The 14,908-nt window shown below is 64.5% G+C and carries 11 protein-coding genes; 5 read left to right on the top strand and 6 right to left on the bottom strand.

Features of this window, described 5'->3' with window-relative positions; all coding sequences use genetic code 11:
* Window positions 1–2: 2 nt before the first annotated feature.
* The 4 genes from BV034_RS01045 to BV034_RS01030 all read right to left on the bottom strand — a co-directional run bounded on the left by BV034_RS01045 (window position 3) and on the right by BV034_RS01030 (window position 6,920).
* Window positions 3–2,669 (bottom strand): serine/threonine-protein kinase, encoded by a 2,667-nt coding sequence (locus BV034_RS01045; protein WP_050023240.1) that lies wholly within the window; start codon window positions 2,667–2,669, stop codon window positions 3–5.
* A gap of 87 nt (window positions 2,670–2,756) precedes the next feature.
* Window positions 2,757–3,527, bottom strand: coding sequence for a sigma-70 family RNA polymerase sigma factor (locus tag BV034_RS34355; protein WP_050023238.1), 771 nt, complete (start codon window positions 3,525–3,527; stop codon window positions 2,757–2,759).
* A gap of 468 nt (window positions 3,528–3,995) precedes the next feature.
* The gene (gene lpxD / locus BV034_RS01035) at window positions 3,996–5,048 is read right to left on the bottom strand and encodes a UDP-3-O-(3-hydroxymyristoyl)glucosamine N-acyltransferase (protein WP_050023236.1); all 1,053 of its coding nucleotides are present in this window, start codon (window positions 5,046–5,048) and stop codon (window positions 3,996–3,998) included.
* A 585-nt stretch (window positions 5,049–5,633) separates the two neighbouring features.
* Window positions 5,634–6,920 carry a serine hydrolase domain-containing protein gene (locus BV034_RS01030; protein WP_050023234.1) on the bottom strand — a complete coding sequence of 429 codons (1,287 nt, stop codon included), beginning with the start codon at window positions 6,918–6,920 and terminating at the stop codon, window positions 5,634–5,636.
* Between the two features lie 536 nt (window positions 6,921–7,456).
* Between BV034_RS01030 and BV034_RS01025 the strand changes: the two genes are divergently transcribed.
* Both BV034_RS01025 and BV034_RS01020 read left to right on the top strand, forming a co-directional pair.
* Window positions 7,457–8,542 carry a twin-arginine translocation signal domain-containing protein gene (locus BV034_RS01025; RefSeq protein WP_063768637.1) on the top strand — a complete coding sequence of 362 codons (1,086 nt, stop codon included), beginning with the start codon at window positions 7,457–7,459 and terminating at the stop codon, window positions 8,540–8,542.
* A 553-nt stretch (window positions 8,543–9,095) separates the two neighbouring features.
* Entirely contained in the window at window positions 9,096–9,446 is a 351-nt protein-coding gene (locus tag BV034_RS01020) for a helix-turn-helix domain-containing protein (RefSeq protein ID WP_050023232.1), read from the top strand.
* Window positions 9,447–10,130: 684 nt separating this feature from the next.
* Here BV034_RS01020 and BV034_RS01015 read toward each other — a convergent pair.
* On the bottom strand, window positions 10,131–10,436 hold the full coding sequence (locus BV034_RS01015) for a DUF2892 domain-containing protein (protein WP_050023230.1): 306 nt from the start codon (window positions 10,434–10,436) through the stop codon (window positions 10,131–10,133).
* Window positions 10,437–10,585: 149 nt separating this feature from the next.
* Window positions 10,586–11,509, bottom strand: coding sequence for a manganese catalase family protein (locus tag BV034_RS01010; RefSeq protein ID WP_050023228.1), 924 nt, complete (start codon window positions 11,507–11,509; stop codon window positions 10,586–10,588).
* Between the two features lie 193 nt (window positions 11,510–11,702).
* Here BV034_RS01010 and BV034_RS01005 point away from each other — a divergent pair, with 193 nt between their 5' ends.
* The 3 genes from BV034_RS01005 to BV034_RS00990 all read left to right on the top strand — a co-directional run bounded on the left by BV034_RS01005 (window position 11,703) and on the right by BV034_RS00990 (window position 14,641).
* Complete coding sequence (locus BV034_RS01005) at window positions 11,703–11,942, top strand: helix-turn-helix domain-containing protein (protein ID WP_050023226.1); 240 nt, start codon at window positions 11,703–11,705, stop codon at window positions 11,940–11,942.
* A 178-nt stretch (window positions 11,943–12,120) separates the two neighbouring features.
* On the top strand, window positions 12,121–13,152 hold the full coding sequence (locus BV034_RS00995; RefSeq protein ID WP_265592497.1) for a hypothetical protein: 1,032 nt from the start codon (window positions 12,121–12,123) through the stop codon (window positions 13,150–13,152).
* Between the two features lie 64 nt (window positions 13,153–13,216).
* Window positions 13,217–14,641, top strand: a complete 1,425-nt coding sequence (locus BV034_RS00990) for a hypothetical protein (protein WP_265592496.1) — start codon at window positions 13,217–13,219, stop codon at window positions 14,639–14,641.
* Window positions 14,642–14,908 lie beyond the last annotated feature (267 nt).

The raw sequence follows: 14,908 nt of genomic DNA, 5'->3' as shown, positions 1-14,908 counted from the left end.
TGCTACTCCATCCCCGTGATGCCGCCGATGATCTGCCAGACGCCTTCTGTATGCATCCAGAGGCAGGGGGTCTGCATGATGTTCATGTCCGGGATGAAGAGGCGCAGGTTGTTCACGCCGTCGCGCCGGATCTCCACGCCGGACACGCCCTCCACCTTGTTGGGACCGACGATGAGATAGCGGTTCTGCACGCCGGAAGGCTGGGTTTCCGTCCAGCCATCTGGTGTCTTGGTCCAGATGCGCGGCCCGGGGTCGGTGCCGTGGTAGTCGAACTTGAACTTGGTGGGCTGCCGCAGAGGGCCGGTGCCAGGTGTCGCGGGCAGCATGAGGGCGTTTCCTTTAACCAGCGAGGTCGCTTTCCCCTTTTTGTGCAGCTTGTTCAGCACCTCCTCCACAGAGGCACCGAGCTCCCGGTACTGCGGCGTCTTGGGGAAGCGGGAGTTGAGGTCCACGAGCATCCATCCCGCCTGCCCGGCCAACCGGAAGGCCTCCTCGTCCTGACCCACGCGTTCCAACATGTCTGCCAGGTACTCCAGGCGGATGACCTGGTTTTCCCGGTACTTCGCGACGGAGGGGAAGTCATCACACAGCTTCTGCTGGAGGCCGACGGAGCGGCGGATCTGGGTGATGCCCTCCTCCACGCGGTCCAGCATGCAGAGGGTGACGCCCAGATGATACACGCTGGCGGCGAGCTGGCGCTGACCCTCGCGATTGACAGGCTCTGTCCGCATGACGTCCTGCAGCAACACCACGGACCTCCGGAACAGGGGCTCTGCCTCCTGGTTCCGGTTCAGGTTGTGATAGGTGGCGCCCAGGCGGGTCTGGCAAACCGCGAGCTGCAGGCGGTACTTGGGGTTGTTGGGAAAGCGGGTGGCAAGGTCTTCCGCGATGTCGACGGCCCTGAGCATCAGGGGCACGCCTTCCACATGGCGGCCCATGAAGAGGAGGGCGTTCGTCCGATTGCCCAGGACGACGCACAGGCCATTCAAGTAGGCCGGGTGGTCGGGAGTCTTGCGCAGGAGCATTTCATAGAACTCCTCTGCCTTGATCTGGTCGGCGATGGATTCCTCAAAGCGCCCGCGCATTTCTCTGATAACCCCCAGGGTGCCGTACCGGAGGGCCAGACCTGACTGCAGGACGGCGTCATGGGGCCGCTGTTTTAAGCGGTTGGTCTCGATCTCGATGGCTTCCAGGATGAAGGGCTCGGCCTTCTCCAGCTCGCCGATCCTCTGGTAGATGGTGCCCAGCCGCCATAGCGCCGCGGCCCGGTTGCTGTCGAGCCGGGCGTCTCCCTTGGGCGACTTGCTCATCTCCAGATAGAAGGGCAGCGCGGTCTCCAGAAGGTTCCGCTGCAGATCGGTGAAGTCTGCCTCCTTGAGCCGGGCGTGATCCGTCACCTCATTCAGGTAGTGATCCACCGCGCTGCGCGCCCGCTGGAAATTGGCCTCGGCCTCGGCCCGGCTCTCCTCGGCGCGGGCGGCCTGCCAGAGGCTGGCGGCGGTGCCGGCCAGGAGGGCCGCGGCGATGAGGGTCGAGGAAATCAAGGCGGCGCGGTGCCGGCGGGTGAACTTGCCCATCTGGTACTGCCAGGTGGGGGCGGCGGCGCGGACGGGGAGCTGGTCCAGATGACGCTGCACGTCCTCCGCGAGGGCGGCGGCGGTCTCGTAGCGGCGGGCGCGGTCCTTGTCCAGTGCCTTGAGGACGATCCAGTCCAGATCTCCTCTGAGGAGGCGCGAGAGGCGGGCCGGATCGGATTGACCGGAGTTCGAGGAGCCCAATGCGGGATCCAGCGCGAGCTGGCTGGGGCGCACCGCCTCCGTCTCGCGGATCCAGCGGAGGGTGTCTGTGAGCCCGGTGGGGCGGCCGGGGAAGGGGCTGCACCCGGTGAGGAGCTCGCAGAGGATCACGCCCAGGGAGTACACATCACTGCGGGTGTCCACATCCGCCACGCTCCCGGCCTGCTCCGGGCTCATGTACTGCGGGGTGCCGATGATGGTGCCGCTCTGGGTGTAGAGGAGACTACCCAGGTGGGCGGCGCCCAGGGTCTCCTCTGTGGCGGCACCGAGCGCCTTGGCGATGCCGAAGTCGATGACCTTGGGCACGGGCCGGCCGTCCACCTCGGCCACGAGGATGTTGGAGGGCTTCAGATCGCGGTGCAGCACCGCCTTCTGATGGGCGTGCTGGACGGCACCGCATACGGCGATGAAGAGCCGCAACCGCTCGATAAGGCCCAGCGCGCGATCTTCGCAGTAGCAGGTGATGGGCACGCCGTTGACGAACTCCATCACAAAGTAGGGCCGGCCGGTGAGGGTGGTGCCTGCGTCCAGCACGGTCGCGATGTTCGGGTGATCCATGCGGGCCAGGGCCTGCCGCTCCCCGGCGAAGCGCACGAGGATCTCCCGGCTGTCCATGCCGGGCTTGATGAGCTTGAGCGCGAGCGTGCGGTGGAAGGGGCGGGTCTGCTCTGCCTTCCACACGTGGCCAAAGCCGCCCTCGCCGAGTTGTTCCACCAGCTTGTAGCGGCCGATCACATCCCCTGCCCGTTCGCCAGGCAGGGCGTCGGGTGAGGGCTCCCCCGCCCCATCGGTGAGGAAGCCGAGCTCCAACAACCCCAGGCCCGGCAGCCGGACGGGGGCGTCATTGGGGTCGGATGGAGGGATCTCGGCCATGATCGGATCTGTCTGCTGCCTGCTACCATGCACGCGATGAGGCTGTCCGCATCTGACGAGTGCAGGCGGCTCTGGCAAAAAACTTCATCAGCCCGCGGCTGACGAGGCGCTGCGGCTGCGCAGGCCCGCTTTGAGCGCGTGCAGTTCCTCATCGATGCGCGCGTCATCTGGGTCCTGCAGGGTGGCGGCGATGCGGTCGCGGAGACATTGGCGGAATTTCTTGCGCAGGCGGCTCACGGTCTGGCGCACCGCCTCCTCAGACATCTGCAGGAGGGCGCCGGCTTCCTGTGCACTCCTCGAATCCGTGGCGTCGGGATTCAGGCAGCCCTCCAGCACCTGGAACTGCCGCCCCCGCCCCGCCAGGGTCTCCAGATCCGCCAGATGCAGCACGGCGGCCCGCAGCATGGCGTGGGCCCAGGCCTGGTCGTAGAGCGCCTCGGGCGTGTGACCGGAGGTCGCGGTGCCTGCCTCGCTCAGAAGGGTCTCCACCTCCTGCAGGTTCACATTCAGCGAGATGAACTCCCGCCCGCCGCCGCGCTTCAGGGCGCGCTCGCGATCCAGCACGTCGCCGATGTGGCGCTGAAAGGTCTTCAGCAAAAAGGTGCGCAGCGTGCCCAGTTCGCGGTTGGCTGAGGTGAGCAGGTCCTTCCCCAGCAGATAGGCAAAGAAGCCCTGCGTGAGGTCCTGGGCATCATGCTGGTCATGCCCCATACGCCGGGCAAAGGCGTAGAGGGGCATCCAGTAGTCCCGGCACAGGCCGTCCAGAGCCTGCCGCCGCACCTGGGTGTCCCCGGTGCACGCTGCCTTGACCACGGCTGTCCATTCTGTGGTGGGGAATCCGCCCTGCCTGCCTTCCATGCCCTCCACCGGAAAACAGGATGGTGCGAAGTCAAGGCCCGCGAAGCGGGCAGGGCAGGGAGACAGAAGACTGGAAGACGAAAGACAGAAGACATGAGCTGGCGCAGGGGTTGGGGGCGAGGGGCGGGGCGGGCGTAGTCCGGTTGTCCCAACCGGCTTTGGGAGCAGAGGGAGGCAGCGTTGGCGGTGGTAGAACGGGGTGAGATCTGCGGCGCCAGGGGTGGCGCGTGGCAGGCGGGGCGCTTGCCCTACAGCGTCGGGGGCGGAGCAAAGCAGTCCGAGAAGGCTACTCAGCGGAGTCTCGAAGCTTGGCTCGGCTTTTGGAGGACGTGGGTCGCGCGACTGAGCGGGGCTGGGAACCCCCTCCTCCTTCGGCCTGACTGCTTCGCTGGGCATGGCTCCCCATGCGCCAGCTCATGTCTGGCGTCTGGTGTCTTCTCGTCTGGCGTCTCCCGCTTCGCGGGTCGGTCAGGGCTCGGTCGAAGCGGGTTGCAGCACTTCGACCTTCTTCTGCAACTCACGCACGGTCTCCACCAGCTCGGGAAGTTTCCGGGCGGCGGCCATACGGCGGCGCTCTTCCTTGGCCGGGGCCGCGGGGAAGCCCATGTAGGCGGCGCGGCCGGGGGGCAGATCCTTGGTGACCACGGTGCGGGCGGCGATGGAGGCGCCTGAGCCGATCTTCACGTGCTCGATGATGCCCACCTGCCCGCCGATCACCACGTAATCGCCGATCTGGACGCTGCCGCAGATGCCGACGGAGGCGACGATGACGCAATGCTTCCCGACGACGACGTTGTGCGCCACCTGCACCTGGTTGTCGATCTTGGTGCCCTGGCCGATCCACGTGCGGCCGAAGCGGGCGCGGTCAATGGTCGTGCCCGCACCGATTTCCACATCGTCATCGATCTGGACGATGCCGGTCTGGCGGACCTTCCGGTGCTCGCCGTTGACGAACTCATAGCCGAAGCCATCCGCGCCGATGACGGTGTTGGAGTGGATCGTGACGCGTCGGCCGATCTGGCAGGATTCCTGGACGGTCACATTGGGATAAAGGCGGGTGCCCTCGCCCAACTGCACATTGTGTCCGACGTAGCAGCCCGCGCCGATGACGACGTTGTTCCCCAGGCGGACGCCAGCCTCGACGACTGCATGCGCGCCGATGCTGATGCCGGTGCTGCCGCCGAAATCCGGCTCTGCCACCACGGCACTGGGGTGAATGCCCGGCACGGGCGGGGTGGGCTGGAACCCATACTTTTGCACCACCTTCTCAAAGGCGGCGGGGGGATTCGGCACGACGAGCGGCGTGAGATGGTCTGGCACCTTTTCGCAATCGGCCGTGACGAGCACGACGCTGGCCTTGGTGCTGTTCAGGTGCTGGCGATAGCGGGCATCTGAGAAAAAGGTGAGTTCCCCCGCACGGGCGTCTCCCAGCGAGGCAAAGCCAGTGATGGACAAGTTTGCGCCATCAGCAGGCGGGTTAACGCCCAAAAGCTCCGCGAGCTCAAGCAAAGTGATGTTCATATTAAGAGCGGATAAATTGCATTTCGACCGGGGAAAGAAAACTGATTTTGGCGATTCCGACACAATCTTCGGAACCCTTGGATAAAAATGGTCAGCGGCCTGCTGCGCGGGCAGACAGAAGACTTGAGCTGGTGCCGGGGAGGGCACGAGCAGCGGAGCGATTCGGGCCTGAGGGGGCGGAGGCCATGAAGGGGCGCTAGCTGCACGGGTGGACTGAGTCTATCGCGGCGAATCGCCGGTGAGGGTAGCCATGCGTTTTCCCTCCGCTGCCAAGCCGACGGGGACCGTCGGACTACGCCCGAGGCGGCTGCGCAAAGTAGTGGCAGTCCCGCATGCGGGACTGCCTTTGAAGGGCCTGGGTGGCGGGACTGTGACTCCTTTGCCCCGCCCCTGACTCACTGTAGGACAAGCGCCCCGCTTGCCTCGAGCGTCCCCTGACGCCGCAGACCCCATCACGGTCAAATGCCTGATGTGTTTCATCCCTCCGCTCCCACGCGGGGCTGGGAACCCCCGCCTCCTTTGGCCTGACCGCTTCGTTGGGGGCGTCCTTCCAGGCGTCAGCTCAAGTCTGGTGTCTGACGTCTTCTATTCTTTTGTCTGCCCGCGCAGCGGGCTCCCGTACTTCTCCACGGCCGTCTTCAAGAAGGTGCTGTACAGCTCCTTCTGATCCTCCGGCCGGAGTTCCCAGAGTTGCACCAGCAGCACGAGCGCGAGATCATGTTGAGGGTCGATCCACATCATGGTCTTGCGGGCACCGCGATGCCCGTAGCTGCCTGCGGGCAGGCCTTCGTCCTCTTTGATCTTGATGGAGACGCCCACGCCATAGGTTTCTGAGGGGTTCACGGAAACACCGGCTGTCTGGGAGGCGGCCATTTCGTGCACGGCTTTTTCTGACAGGTAACGCGTCCCTTTCCAGGTGCCGCCGTTGAGCAGCATCTGGCAGAAGGTGCCCATGTCAGCGGCGGTGGAGAACAGGCCCCCTGCAGGCTCGCCGTACTGGTTCTGGTACTCGAAGATCTTGCCCACCCCGAAGTTCGTGAGCATCAACTGGGGCACCTTCACCCCTTTGCTGAGCCGCGCGATCCCCTCCGGAGTCAGGGTCTTGTCGAGGTGGATGTCCTCCAGCCCCTTCTGGTCGTCTGTGCGTTTCACGGTCCTGGCCAGGCGGCTGCCTTGTTCCTCTGTGGGCCAGTAGGTGGTGTCCTTCATGCCCAGAGGGGTGAACAGGCGGGACTTCTGGAATTCGGCAAAGGGCTGTCCCGCCAGCACCTCTACGACGCGGGCACCGGTGTTGATGCCGGAGTTGTTGTACTGGTATTTCGCGCCGGGTTCGCGGAGCAACGGAGCCGCGGCGTACTGCGCCACATTCTCTGCGAGCAGGTTCTTCTGCTTCAATCTCTTGTCGCCTGCGGAGATGAGGCCGCTGGTGTGGCTCATCACCTCCCGCACGGTGATGGGATGCCCTGGTGACCGCTCGGCTCCGCCTTCTTCCGGGACCAGTTTCTGGCCTTTGAATTCAGGCAGGTGCTTTTCCACCGCATCATCGAGGCTGAGCTTCCCTTCATCCACCAGCATCATGAGGGAAGCGCCGGTCACTGATTTGGACATGGAGGCGATCCAAAAAAGGTTGTCCGTCCGCATGGGGATCTTGTCCTTCACGCTGGCCAGGCCCACGGCCTCCAGAGCCAGCACTTTCTCCTTGTCTGCCACCAGAGCGACCGCCCCGGCAATGATCTGACGGTCCACCAGCGGCTGGAGTGCCGCGGCGAGGGGGCCGGGGGCAGGGGCGGGCTCTGCTGCCTTGAGAAGCACGGAGGACGCGAGGAGAAGCCCCAGCAGACCGGGGCGGAGCGTGGCGGAAGGTAGTTTCATGAAACGAGAAGCATCGGGGAGCAAAACGCGCGCTTCCGCCTGCTTCTCCCATGAACTTCCTGTCACGCTGCGAGGGAGACGCCAGACTGGAAGACACCAGACACCAGACTTGAGCTGGCGCATGAGGAGCCACGCCCAGCGAAGTGGTCAGGCCAAAGGAGGCGGGGGTCCCAGCCCCGCGTGGGAGCGGAGAGATACAGCGTATTGGGCGTTTGGGGGGCACCACGGGGTCTGCCACGTCAGGGGCCGCGCGTGGCAAGCGGAGCGCTTGCCCTACAGTGTGTCAGGAAGCGATGGTCCAAGGAGCGGCGCTGGGACCCCCGCCTCCTTTATGCGAATCGCTCCTCTGATCGTGCCCTTCCATGCGCCAGCTCAAGTCTTCTGTCTGGCGTCTCCCGCGCAGCGGCTCCTGTCTCCGCGCAGCGGTCGGATCTTCGCATCCCTGTGGTGGGATCTGACTCTACGCGCCTTCATCTGCAAGACCGGCCCGTCGCACCGCTTCCCTCTTTCTCTCCCGCACCAGCATGTCCATGCCCATGTCCCCCGCCCGCCCTCTCACTCGTCGTAGTTTCCTCTCCCACTCCACCGCGAGCGCCGCCGCGGCCTTGACGGCATTCCCGTTCCCGTATGTGCAGGCAGCGGACAAGACGGCGCCGGAGTTTCACGGGGCCGTCATCGGCCACGGCACGCACCGTTACCGGGTGGACAAGCTCTGGAGCCAGGCGGATGCCACGAAGGTGCCGGTGAACAACTGCCACGAGATGGTGCAGGTGCGGGATGGCCGCCTTTTCATGCTGACGGATCAGGCGAAGAACAACATGCTGATCTACGACAAGAAGGGCGCTCTGCTGGGCACCTGGACGCTCAACCTGGGCGGGGCACACGGTCTCTCTCTGGTGCGCGAGGGCGACAAGGAGGTGCTCTGGATCACCGATACCAAAGGGCGGGTGCTGAAGGCGGATCTGGAGGGCAAGATCCTGCTGGAACTGCCCACGGCGGCAGAGTGCGGGGCCTACCCCGTGGGCCAGAAGTATGCGCCCACGGAGGCCACGGCCAGCCCGGACGGGACGATCTACGTGGCGGATGGCTACGGCTCGCAGTTTGTCCTCCGCTTCGATGCCGCGGGCAAGTTCCTGGACAAGTTTGGCGGCAAAAGCGATCTCGCCCCCGGGAAGTTCCTGCAGGCGCATGGCGTGGCAATCGACACCCGCACACCGGAGCCGCTGCTGCTGTGCACGGAGCGCATGCGCAATGAGTTCCAGTGGTTCACGCTGGATGGCAAGTTTGTCCGGTCCGTGTATCTGCCGGGGGCCTTCATCAGCCGCCCGGTCATCAGCGGTGAGCATCTCCTGGCGGGGGTCTGCTTTGGCATGATCCCCAACGACTACCGTCCCAAGCTGAACCGCGGCTTTGTCACCATCCTGGACAAGGACAACCGTGTGATCTCGAACCCCGGCGGCACCGCGCCCAAGTTCGACGACAACGGCCAGGTGCTGCTGATGATGCAGGAACAGGCCGTCATCCAGCACGGGCATGATGTGTGTGCGGATGACCAGGGGGATCTGTACGTGTGCCAGTGGAATGCGAACAAGGTGTACCCGTACAAGCTGCATCGGGTCTAAAGGAGACTCCAGACATCAGACTTGAGCTGGCGCAGGGAAGGGCACGATCAGAGGAGCGATTCACATAAAGGAGGCGGGGGTCCCAGCGCCGTTCCGTTGCACCACGATATCGCCAGCAAGCCCTCCACGACCAAGGAGCGGCGGTTTGTGCCTTGAACACAACCGCCGAGGAGGAGCGAAGCGCAGCGTGTGGCCCTACCCCGAAGCCGCCTGAGGTATGGGACCTCAGGGGCAATGGGGTGCCTCAATCTCTCCGGCCACCCACGGCGGTTGTGCTTGAAGCACAAACCGCCGCTCCTTGGACCATCGCTTCCTGACACGCTGTAGGGCGAGCGGCCCCTGACGTGGCAGACCTCGTGGTGTCCAAAACGCCCAACACGTTGTATCCCTCCGCTCCCGCAGCCGGTTGGGGGCTGGGAACCCCCACCTCCTTTGGTAGGACCGCTCCGCTGGGCGTGCCCCCATGCGCCAGTTCAGGTCTTGCGTCTTGTGTCTTCCCGTCTTGTGTCTGCCGCGTAGCGGGCCCGGCGACCGTATGCTATGTAAACACCCCATGCGACCGCTGCATCATCCATCCGTCAACGACATCACCGTGGAAGGCATTCTTCATGCCTTCTCCGATCCGGTGCGGGTGCAGATCTTTGCCGACATCCAGGGCTCCCAGTGCCCGATGACGTGCTCAAACTTCCTGGTGGTGGACAATCGCACGTTGCCCAAGTCCACGCTCTCCCAACACTTCAAGGTGCTGCGGGAGGCAGGGCTCATCCGCAGTGAGCGCAAGGGCGTGGAGATGCACAACACCAGCCGCATTCTGGAGCTGAAGGAACGCTTTGGCCCGCTCATTGCAGCCATTCTGGGGGCCTACAAGCAGCAGAGCCAGCCCTGTACGGGGACGGGTAGCTGATGGGCAAAGTGAAAAGTTGAGAGTGAAAAGTGAGGAAGTACGGAAGCCTTGCGTGCTGGGAATCTGATGTTCTCACACGAAGGCACGAAGGGTTAAGGGAAGGCAGGGGGCCTGCCCGCGAGTAAGTCGTAGCTCGTAACTCGTGGCTGCACTCGTGAGAGTGCGGTGGGTGGCGCGACCCTGTAGCGTCAAAAGAGCGTGGTGGGTGACTTGGGGCCTGACCGCGTTTTTACAAACGCAGCCACGACTGAGGAGCTTCCCGCGAGTAGCTTGTAGCTCGTGGCTGCACTCGTGAGAGTGCGGTGGTTGGCACGACCCTGTTGCGTCAAAAGAGCACGCTGGGTTCCGCGCAGCCGGACCGCGTTCTTACGAACGCAGCCACGACTGAGGAGCTTCCCGCGAGTAGCTCGTAGCTCGTGGCTGCACTCGTGAGAGTGCGGTGGCTGGCACGATCCTGTTGCGTCAAAAGAGCGTGCTGGGTTCCGCACGGCCTGACCACGTTCTTACGAACGCAGCCACAACTGAGGCGCTCCCCGCGAGTAGCTCGTGGCTGCACTCGTGAGAGTGCGGAGCGTGGCACGACCCTGTAGCGTCAAAAGAGCACGCTGGGTTCCGCGCAGCCGGACCGCGTTCTTACGAACGCAGCCACGACTGAGGCGCTCCCGCAAGAAAATGGGCGCGCCTTCAATCTTGCGACCCGGCTTCCGTTGTTTCCTCATGCTCCGGGGTCGCTGCGCCGGGCCGGTTGGTGTTGATGCCCATACGGTAATAAAGCGGACAATGGGCCGTCACACTCCGTGCACTGAGAGCCAGGGCGCCCGCGTGCAGGGCCACGGCAGCAAGCCCCCGGGAACGCAATCCCGCCGTAAAGAGCGCGCCGGACAGGGCCAACGTCAACCAGCGTTCGCCAACGCCTACGTTTTTGTCGAGCTGTTTTCCAAGTTCAACGACTTCTGGCACTTCTGCAAAGGGTTGGTAAGTGAGGGACATACATGGCAGGATCGGGCCGGGCGGAGCGTCAGCCTCAAAATAGTGCAAGCTTGATCCAACTTTCCCCACACAGCGCAGCACAGCACGGCGGCGGGGCTGGGTTCGCCCCTATAACCTATCGTTGTCCCCTTCTTGCATTCCGGCCTGGCCTACTTGTCCAGCATCTTGCCGTACCAGTCGAGCATTTCGGGATCGATGTCATCTGCACCCGGGGCGCCGAGTTGGGGCTCCTCCTCGAGCTCCGGCCAGGGCGCGCCTTCTGGCATCCCATCTTGCACGATCAACTCCTGGCCATCCTCGGGGTGTGGGCCATTCCAGATCTTGTCCAGTTCACGATAGTCCTCAGGACTCCAGCGATACATGATCCGGTGGATGCCTTTGGCCTCATGCACCATGGCCTCAGGGAACTTCTTGTTGCACACGTCTGGGATGGGCAGGAGCGCGCCCACGTTCGCCCCGGTCAGCTTCTCCAGCGCACGGGCATACGCGACGATGTGCACGCCACCTCGCACGAGCAGGAATCCCACCATGGCGCGCGCGGTGGGATTGCTCACCATTTCATACACCCGGATCTTCCCGGCGCGCGCTCCGCATTCCAGGAAGAAGTTATGCAGGAGGTCCATCTTGAGGTTGCCGGTCGCCGTCACATTGGCGCCGGTCCACGGCTGCCCCATGGAGTCCATAGGCAGGGCCGTCTGACCCGAGGAGAGAAAGTGATACGAGTTCCGTGCTCCCATCGCCTGGGCCAGCGGGGAAGGGTCCAGCTTGTTCGCCGTCTCTGGTGTCTTGTTGCGGTCGGCGCGCGCGGTGGTGCCGGTGAGCAGGAGGTTGATCGTCGCAGATACCAGCTCGATGTGGCTGTACTCCTCCGCAGCGATGTTGGAGATGAGATCGTAGAAGGGACGGATCTTCTGACGTCCCCGGAAGTTGAACGACTGAAAGGTGTAGTTCATCAGGGTGGACATCTCCCCGAACTTCCCTCCCAGGAGCTCCTGGACGGCGGCGGCGGCATTGGCATCGGGGGCTTCAGGTACAGGAAGCGCCATGGCGAGTTTGTCGAATTTCTGAATCATACTTGGGTATCGCCGGGCCAGCTCGAGGCAAGGGATCATTCGGACCCCTGACCCCCGAGCAAGGGGACAATGGAGAAAATGGGCAGGGGCACGAGGGGGAGTGTTTAACGTTGGCCCTGGGGAGTTGAGGAAAGATCCCTTCTGCCTTTTTCCCCGTTTGATTTATGTCCAAGCTTAGCGCACATTGTTCTCCATGGTTGGAAATGCGACTGACAAGTCACTGGAGGGTACGGAGGGGCTGCTGACCAAGCTGGAGGTGGCGGGCATCCTGAGGGTCAGGCCCAAGACGATCGAGCGGTTCATGGCCCAACGGGAGCTGCCTTACATCAAGATCGGCCGTCTGGTGCGCTTCGAGCGCGCGGGGGTGGAGGAGTTCAAGCGGCGGCTCACGGTGCCTGCGTCAGCCGCCCCGAAGCCGGACGGAACGGACTGATATTTCATAGTACCCGCACTCGCGCGGAAGAGCGCGGCCCTTCATTCACCGGGTGGGAGTTCCCATACCGGAAAGGGATTTGCTGTGCCCGGTGCCGGGGACAGCACGGAGAGAGAGAGCATCAAGGAGAGGAACAAACGAGGAGACGCTGATGATGGTGATGATGAAAACGACGACGATGAGAACGCCACTGGCTGCGACACCCAGGCAGCGTCCGCCGCAACCCGTGGAGGACCGGGCCTGGCAATATATCTCCCGCATGCCGCCCTCCGTCCAGGGTGAGGGCGGCAGCGCGGCGCTCTTTCGCGTGGCGGTGGTGCTGGTTCGTGGTTTTAACCTCCCGCCGGATGCGGCCAGCCCGCTGCTGGAGCACTGGAACCGTGCTTTCTCCCGCCCCGTGTGGACGGAGGCGGAGCTGCGCCACAAGCTGCGAGATGCCGACCGCAGTGGCCACATGCCGTATGGCCACCTGCTGCAGGAGGATGAGTCGGGAGGCGGGACAGGCTCCCCGCCCCTGCACCGCTCCAGCCTGCCGCCCCGGAGGCGGGCGTCTGAGCCCCCGGCGGTGAATCCGGCGGAGCATCGCGCCCGGCATACGTTCTTTCCTCTTACCGATGCCGACGAGGCGCGCATCGCGGCGCTCCGGCACGTCACCCCGGGCATGGTGCATCTGTTCAAAAACAAGGGGCTGCTGCACAACACGCGGGTGGACGGGCAGACCTGCTGGTGCCTGGTGGAGGACACCTTTGCCCAGGCGCGCCGCTACGATGGCGGCCTGCTGCGCACCTCCCGGGGCCCGACCAAGGCCAGGACGCTGGCGGGGTCACGTGGCAGTTTCTTCGGACGTAGTTTCCTCAGTCGCGGCCGCCCGCCGGTGCTGATGGTGGAGGGCGTGGTGGGCCTGCTGGAGGCGGCCTCCGCCATCGATCTGGCCGATGCCCCCTGGGTGCCGCTGGCCGCCGTCACGGCAGGGGCCTCCTTCACCCGCGATCCCAAGCTGCTGGAGCTGCTGCGCGGCCGTCGCGTGCGCATCCTGCCGGATGAGGGCGAGGCCGGTCGCAATGGCGCCGCCACCTGGCATGCCGAGCTGAGGGTGGCCGGGGCGCAGGTGGACGTCATCGAGCTGCCCGCCATTCGCAATGACCTGGCCAATCTTCTGGCGGATCCGCAGGCTCACGCGCGGTCCCTCCAGCTTCTCTTCGCCGACTGACACAACCCTTTCTTCATTTCTCATGTACGCAACTACGACGACGAACACGAACACACGACCGACCATGGACCTGCCGCCTCTCTTCGCCTCCCGGCTCTCCCTTGATGACGCCACCGGTATCGAGGATCAGGCCACCCGCCGCGACATCGGGGAGGAGATCCAGCAGCGCCCGGCCTACACGCGCGCCCTGCGCCGCAGCCATGCCGCGTGGTTCGAGGAAGTGTACTACGACAAGGCCCACAAGGAATACCTCATCCTGGATGATCGCGGGGACTGGTTCCCTGTGATGGAAGGTCCCCTGCGCCGCCACTGCAAGGTGCGCGGCATGGCCATCATGACGGCCAAGCCCGGGCTCATCTCCGAGTTCGAGGAGTTTATCACCATGGTGCAGTGCCGCCGCCCGGTGGGCTACGCCGGTCCGCTGGCCGGGCATGTGAAGGGTCCACGCGAGGTGAACGGGCAGCTCATCCTGGTGACGACCGATCCCCAGATGCCCGTGGCGGTGCCGGGGCCCTGGCCTGTGCTGCGGGCCTTGATCGACGGCCTCTTCGTGAGCGAGGAGCATGACCAGCGCGTGCACCTCTACGGCTGGCTGCAGTGCTCCATCCTGGCCATGCACGCCCACTGGCGGAAGGCCGGGCAGGTGCTGGTGATGGCAGGCCCGGTGAAGAGCGGGAAGTCCCTGTTTCAAAAGGTGATCACCCGGCTGCTGGGCGGTCGCGAGTGCCGCCCCTACGGCTACATGACCGGCACCACGGACTTCAATGCGGACCTCTTCGGCTGCGAGCACCTGCGGCTGGATGACGAGAACGGCACCACCGACATGCGCGCCCGCCGTCAGTTCGGCGCCCGCATCAAGGAGCTGCTCTACGGGCATGAGCAGCGTCTGCACGCCAAGCGCAAGGATGCCCTGCTGCTGGACCCCGTGTGGCGCATGACCGTGGCGCTGAATGAGGAGCCGGAGAACATGCAGGTGCTGCCCCCGCTGGATGACAGCCTGGAGGACAAGCTCATGATCCTGCGCGCCGCCCGCTGCCCCATGCCCATGCCCACGAACTCCCTGGAGCAGGAGTCCGCCTTCTGGCAGACGCTCATGGACGAGCTGCCCCACTTCACCCACTACCTGCTGCACGAGTTTCAGATCCCGGCGGATCTGCGCGACAGCCGCAGCGGCATCCGCCACTGGCACCACCCGGAGCTGATCCAGTCCATCCGCGAGCTCTCGGCCGAGGTGCGTTTCCTCGCCCTCGTGGACCGCGCCCTGCTCACCCTGCACCTGAAGGACACCTGGACCGGCACCGCCAACGAACTGGAAGCCCAGCTCCTGGCCATCCCCGAGGTGCGGGGAGACGTGCAGCGGGCCCTGTATTTCCCCAATGCCTGCGGCACTTTTCTGGGAAGGCTGGCGCGGTTGTGCCCGGATCGGGTGAGGCATCAAAATACCCGAAACTGCCGGAGCTGGGTGATCATCCCACTGGAGAGCAATTAAGAGGTTTTGCGACACCATCGACACCATATTTAGTAGTTCACAAAAAAGTCCCTCTCTCTATTTCTCAGTGAACCTCTAAAAAGGGTGTCGATGGTGTCGCAGAATGGGAGCGGGTAGGCCTGGAATTACTCCTGTAGGGCAAGCGCTCCGCTTGCCGCGCGCGGCCCCTGACTGAGGCAACCGGGGCGGTCGCCCTACAGGCCCGGGGTGGGTGGTTGCTGGAGGTGCTGGAGTCGCTCCTGACCAAGGAGCGGCGGTTTGTGCCTT

Origin of the sequence: Verrucomicrobium sp. BvORR034 (genome assembly GCF_000739635.1) — a bacterium.
In the GTDB taxonomy this organism is placed as follows: domain Bacteria; phylum Verrucomicrobiota; class Verrucomicrobiia; order Verrucomicrobiales; family Verrucomicrobiaceae; genus Verrucomicrobium.
This window is presented reverse-complemented; position numbering and strand designations above follow the sequence as displayed.

Bases quoted from the DNA above. Each gene is read 5' to 3' on its own strand.
- BV034_RS00990 (WP_265592496.1), top strand. From the start codon at position 13,217: ATGGACCTGCCGCCTCTCTTCGCCTCCCGGCTCTCCCTTGATGACGCC.
- BV034_RS01025 (WP_063768637.1), top strand. From the start codon at position 7,457: ATGTCCCCCGCCCGCCCTCTCACTCGTCGTAGTTTCCTCTCCCACTCC.
- BV034_RS01015 (WP_050023230.1), bottom strand. From the start codon at position 10,436: ATGTCCCTCACTTACCAACCCTTTGCAGAAGTGCCAGAAGTCGTTGAA.
- BV034_RS01030 (WP_050023234.1), bottom strand. From the start codon at position 6,920: ATGAAACTACCTTCCGCCACGCTCCGCCCCGGTCTGCTGGGGCTTCTC.
- BV034_RS34355 (WP_050023238.1), bottom strand. From the start codon at position 3,527: ATGGAAGGCAGGCAGGGCGGATTCCCCACCACAGAATGGACAGCCGTG.
- BV034_RS00995 (WP_265592497.1), top strand. From the start codon at position 12,121: ATGAGAACGCCACTGGCTGCGACACCCAGGCAGCGTCCGCCGCAACCC.
- BV034_RS01010 (WP_050023228.1), bottom strand. From the start codon at position 11,509: ATGATTCAGAAATTCGACAAACTCGCCATGGCGCTTCCTGTACCTGAA.
- lpxD (WP_050023236.1), bottom strand. From the start codon at position 5,048: ATGAACATCACTTTGCTTGAGCTCGCGGAGCTTTTGGGCGTTAACCCG.
- BV034_RS01005 (WP_050023226.1), top strand. From the start codon at position 11,703: ATGGTTGGAAATGCGACTGACAAGTCACTGGAGGGTACGGAGGGGCTG.
- BV034_RS01020 (WP_050023232.1), top strand. From the start codon at position 9,096: ATGCGACCGCTGCATCATCCATCCGTCAACGACATCACCGTGGAAGGC.
- BV034_RS01045 (WP_050023240.1), bottom strand. From the start codon at position 2,669: ATGGCCGAGATCCCTCCATCCGACCCCAATGACGCCCCCGTCCGGCTG.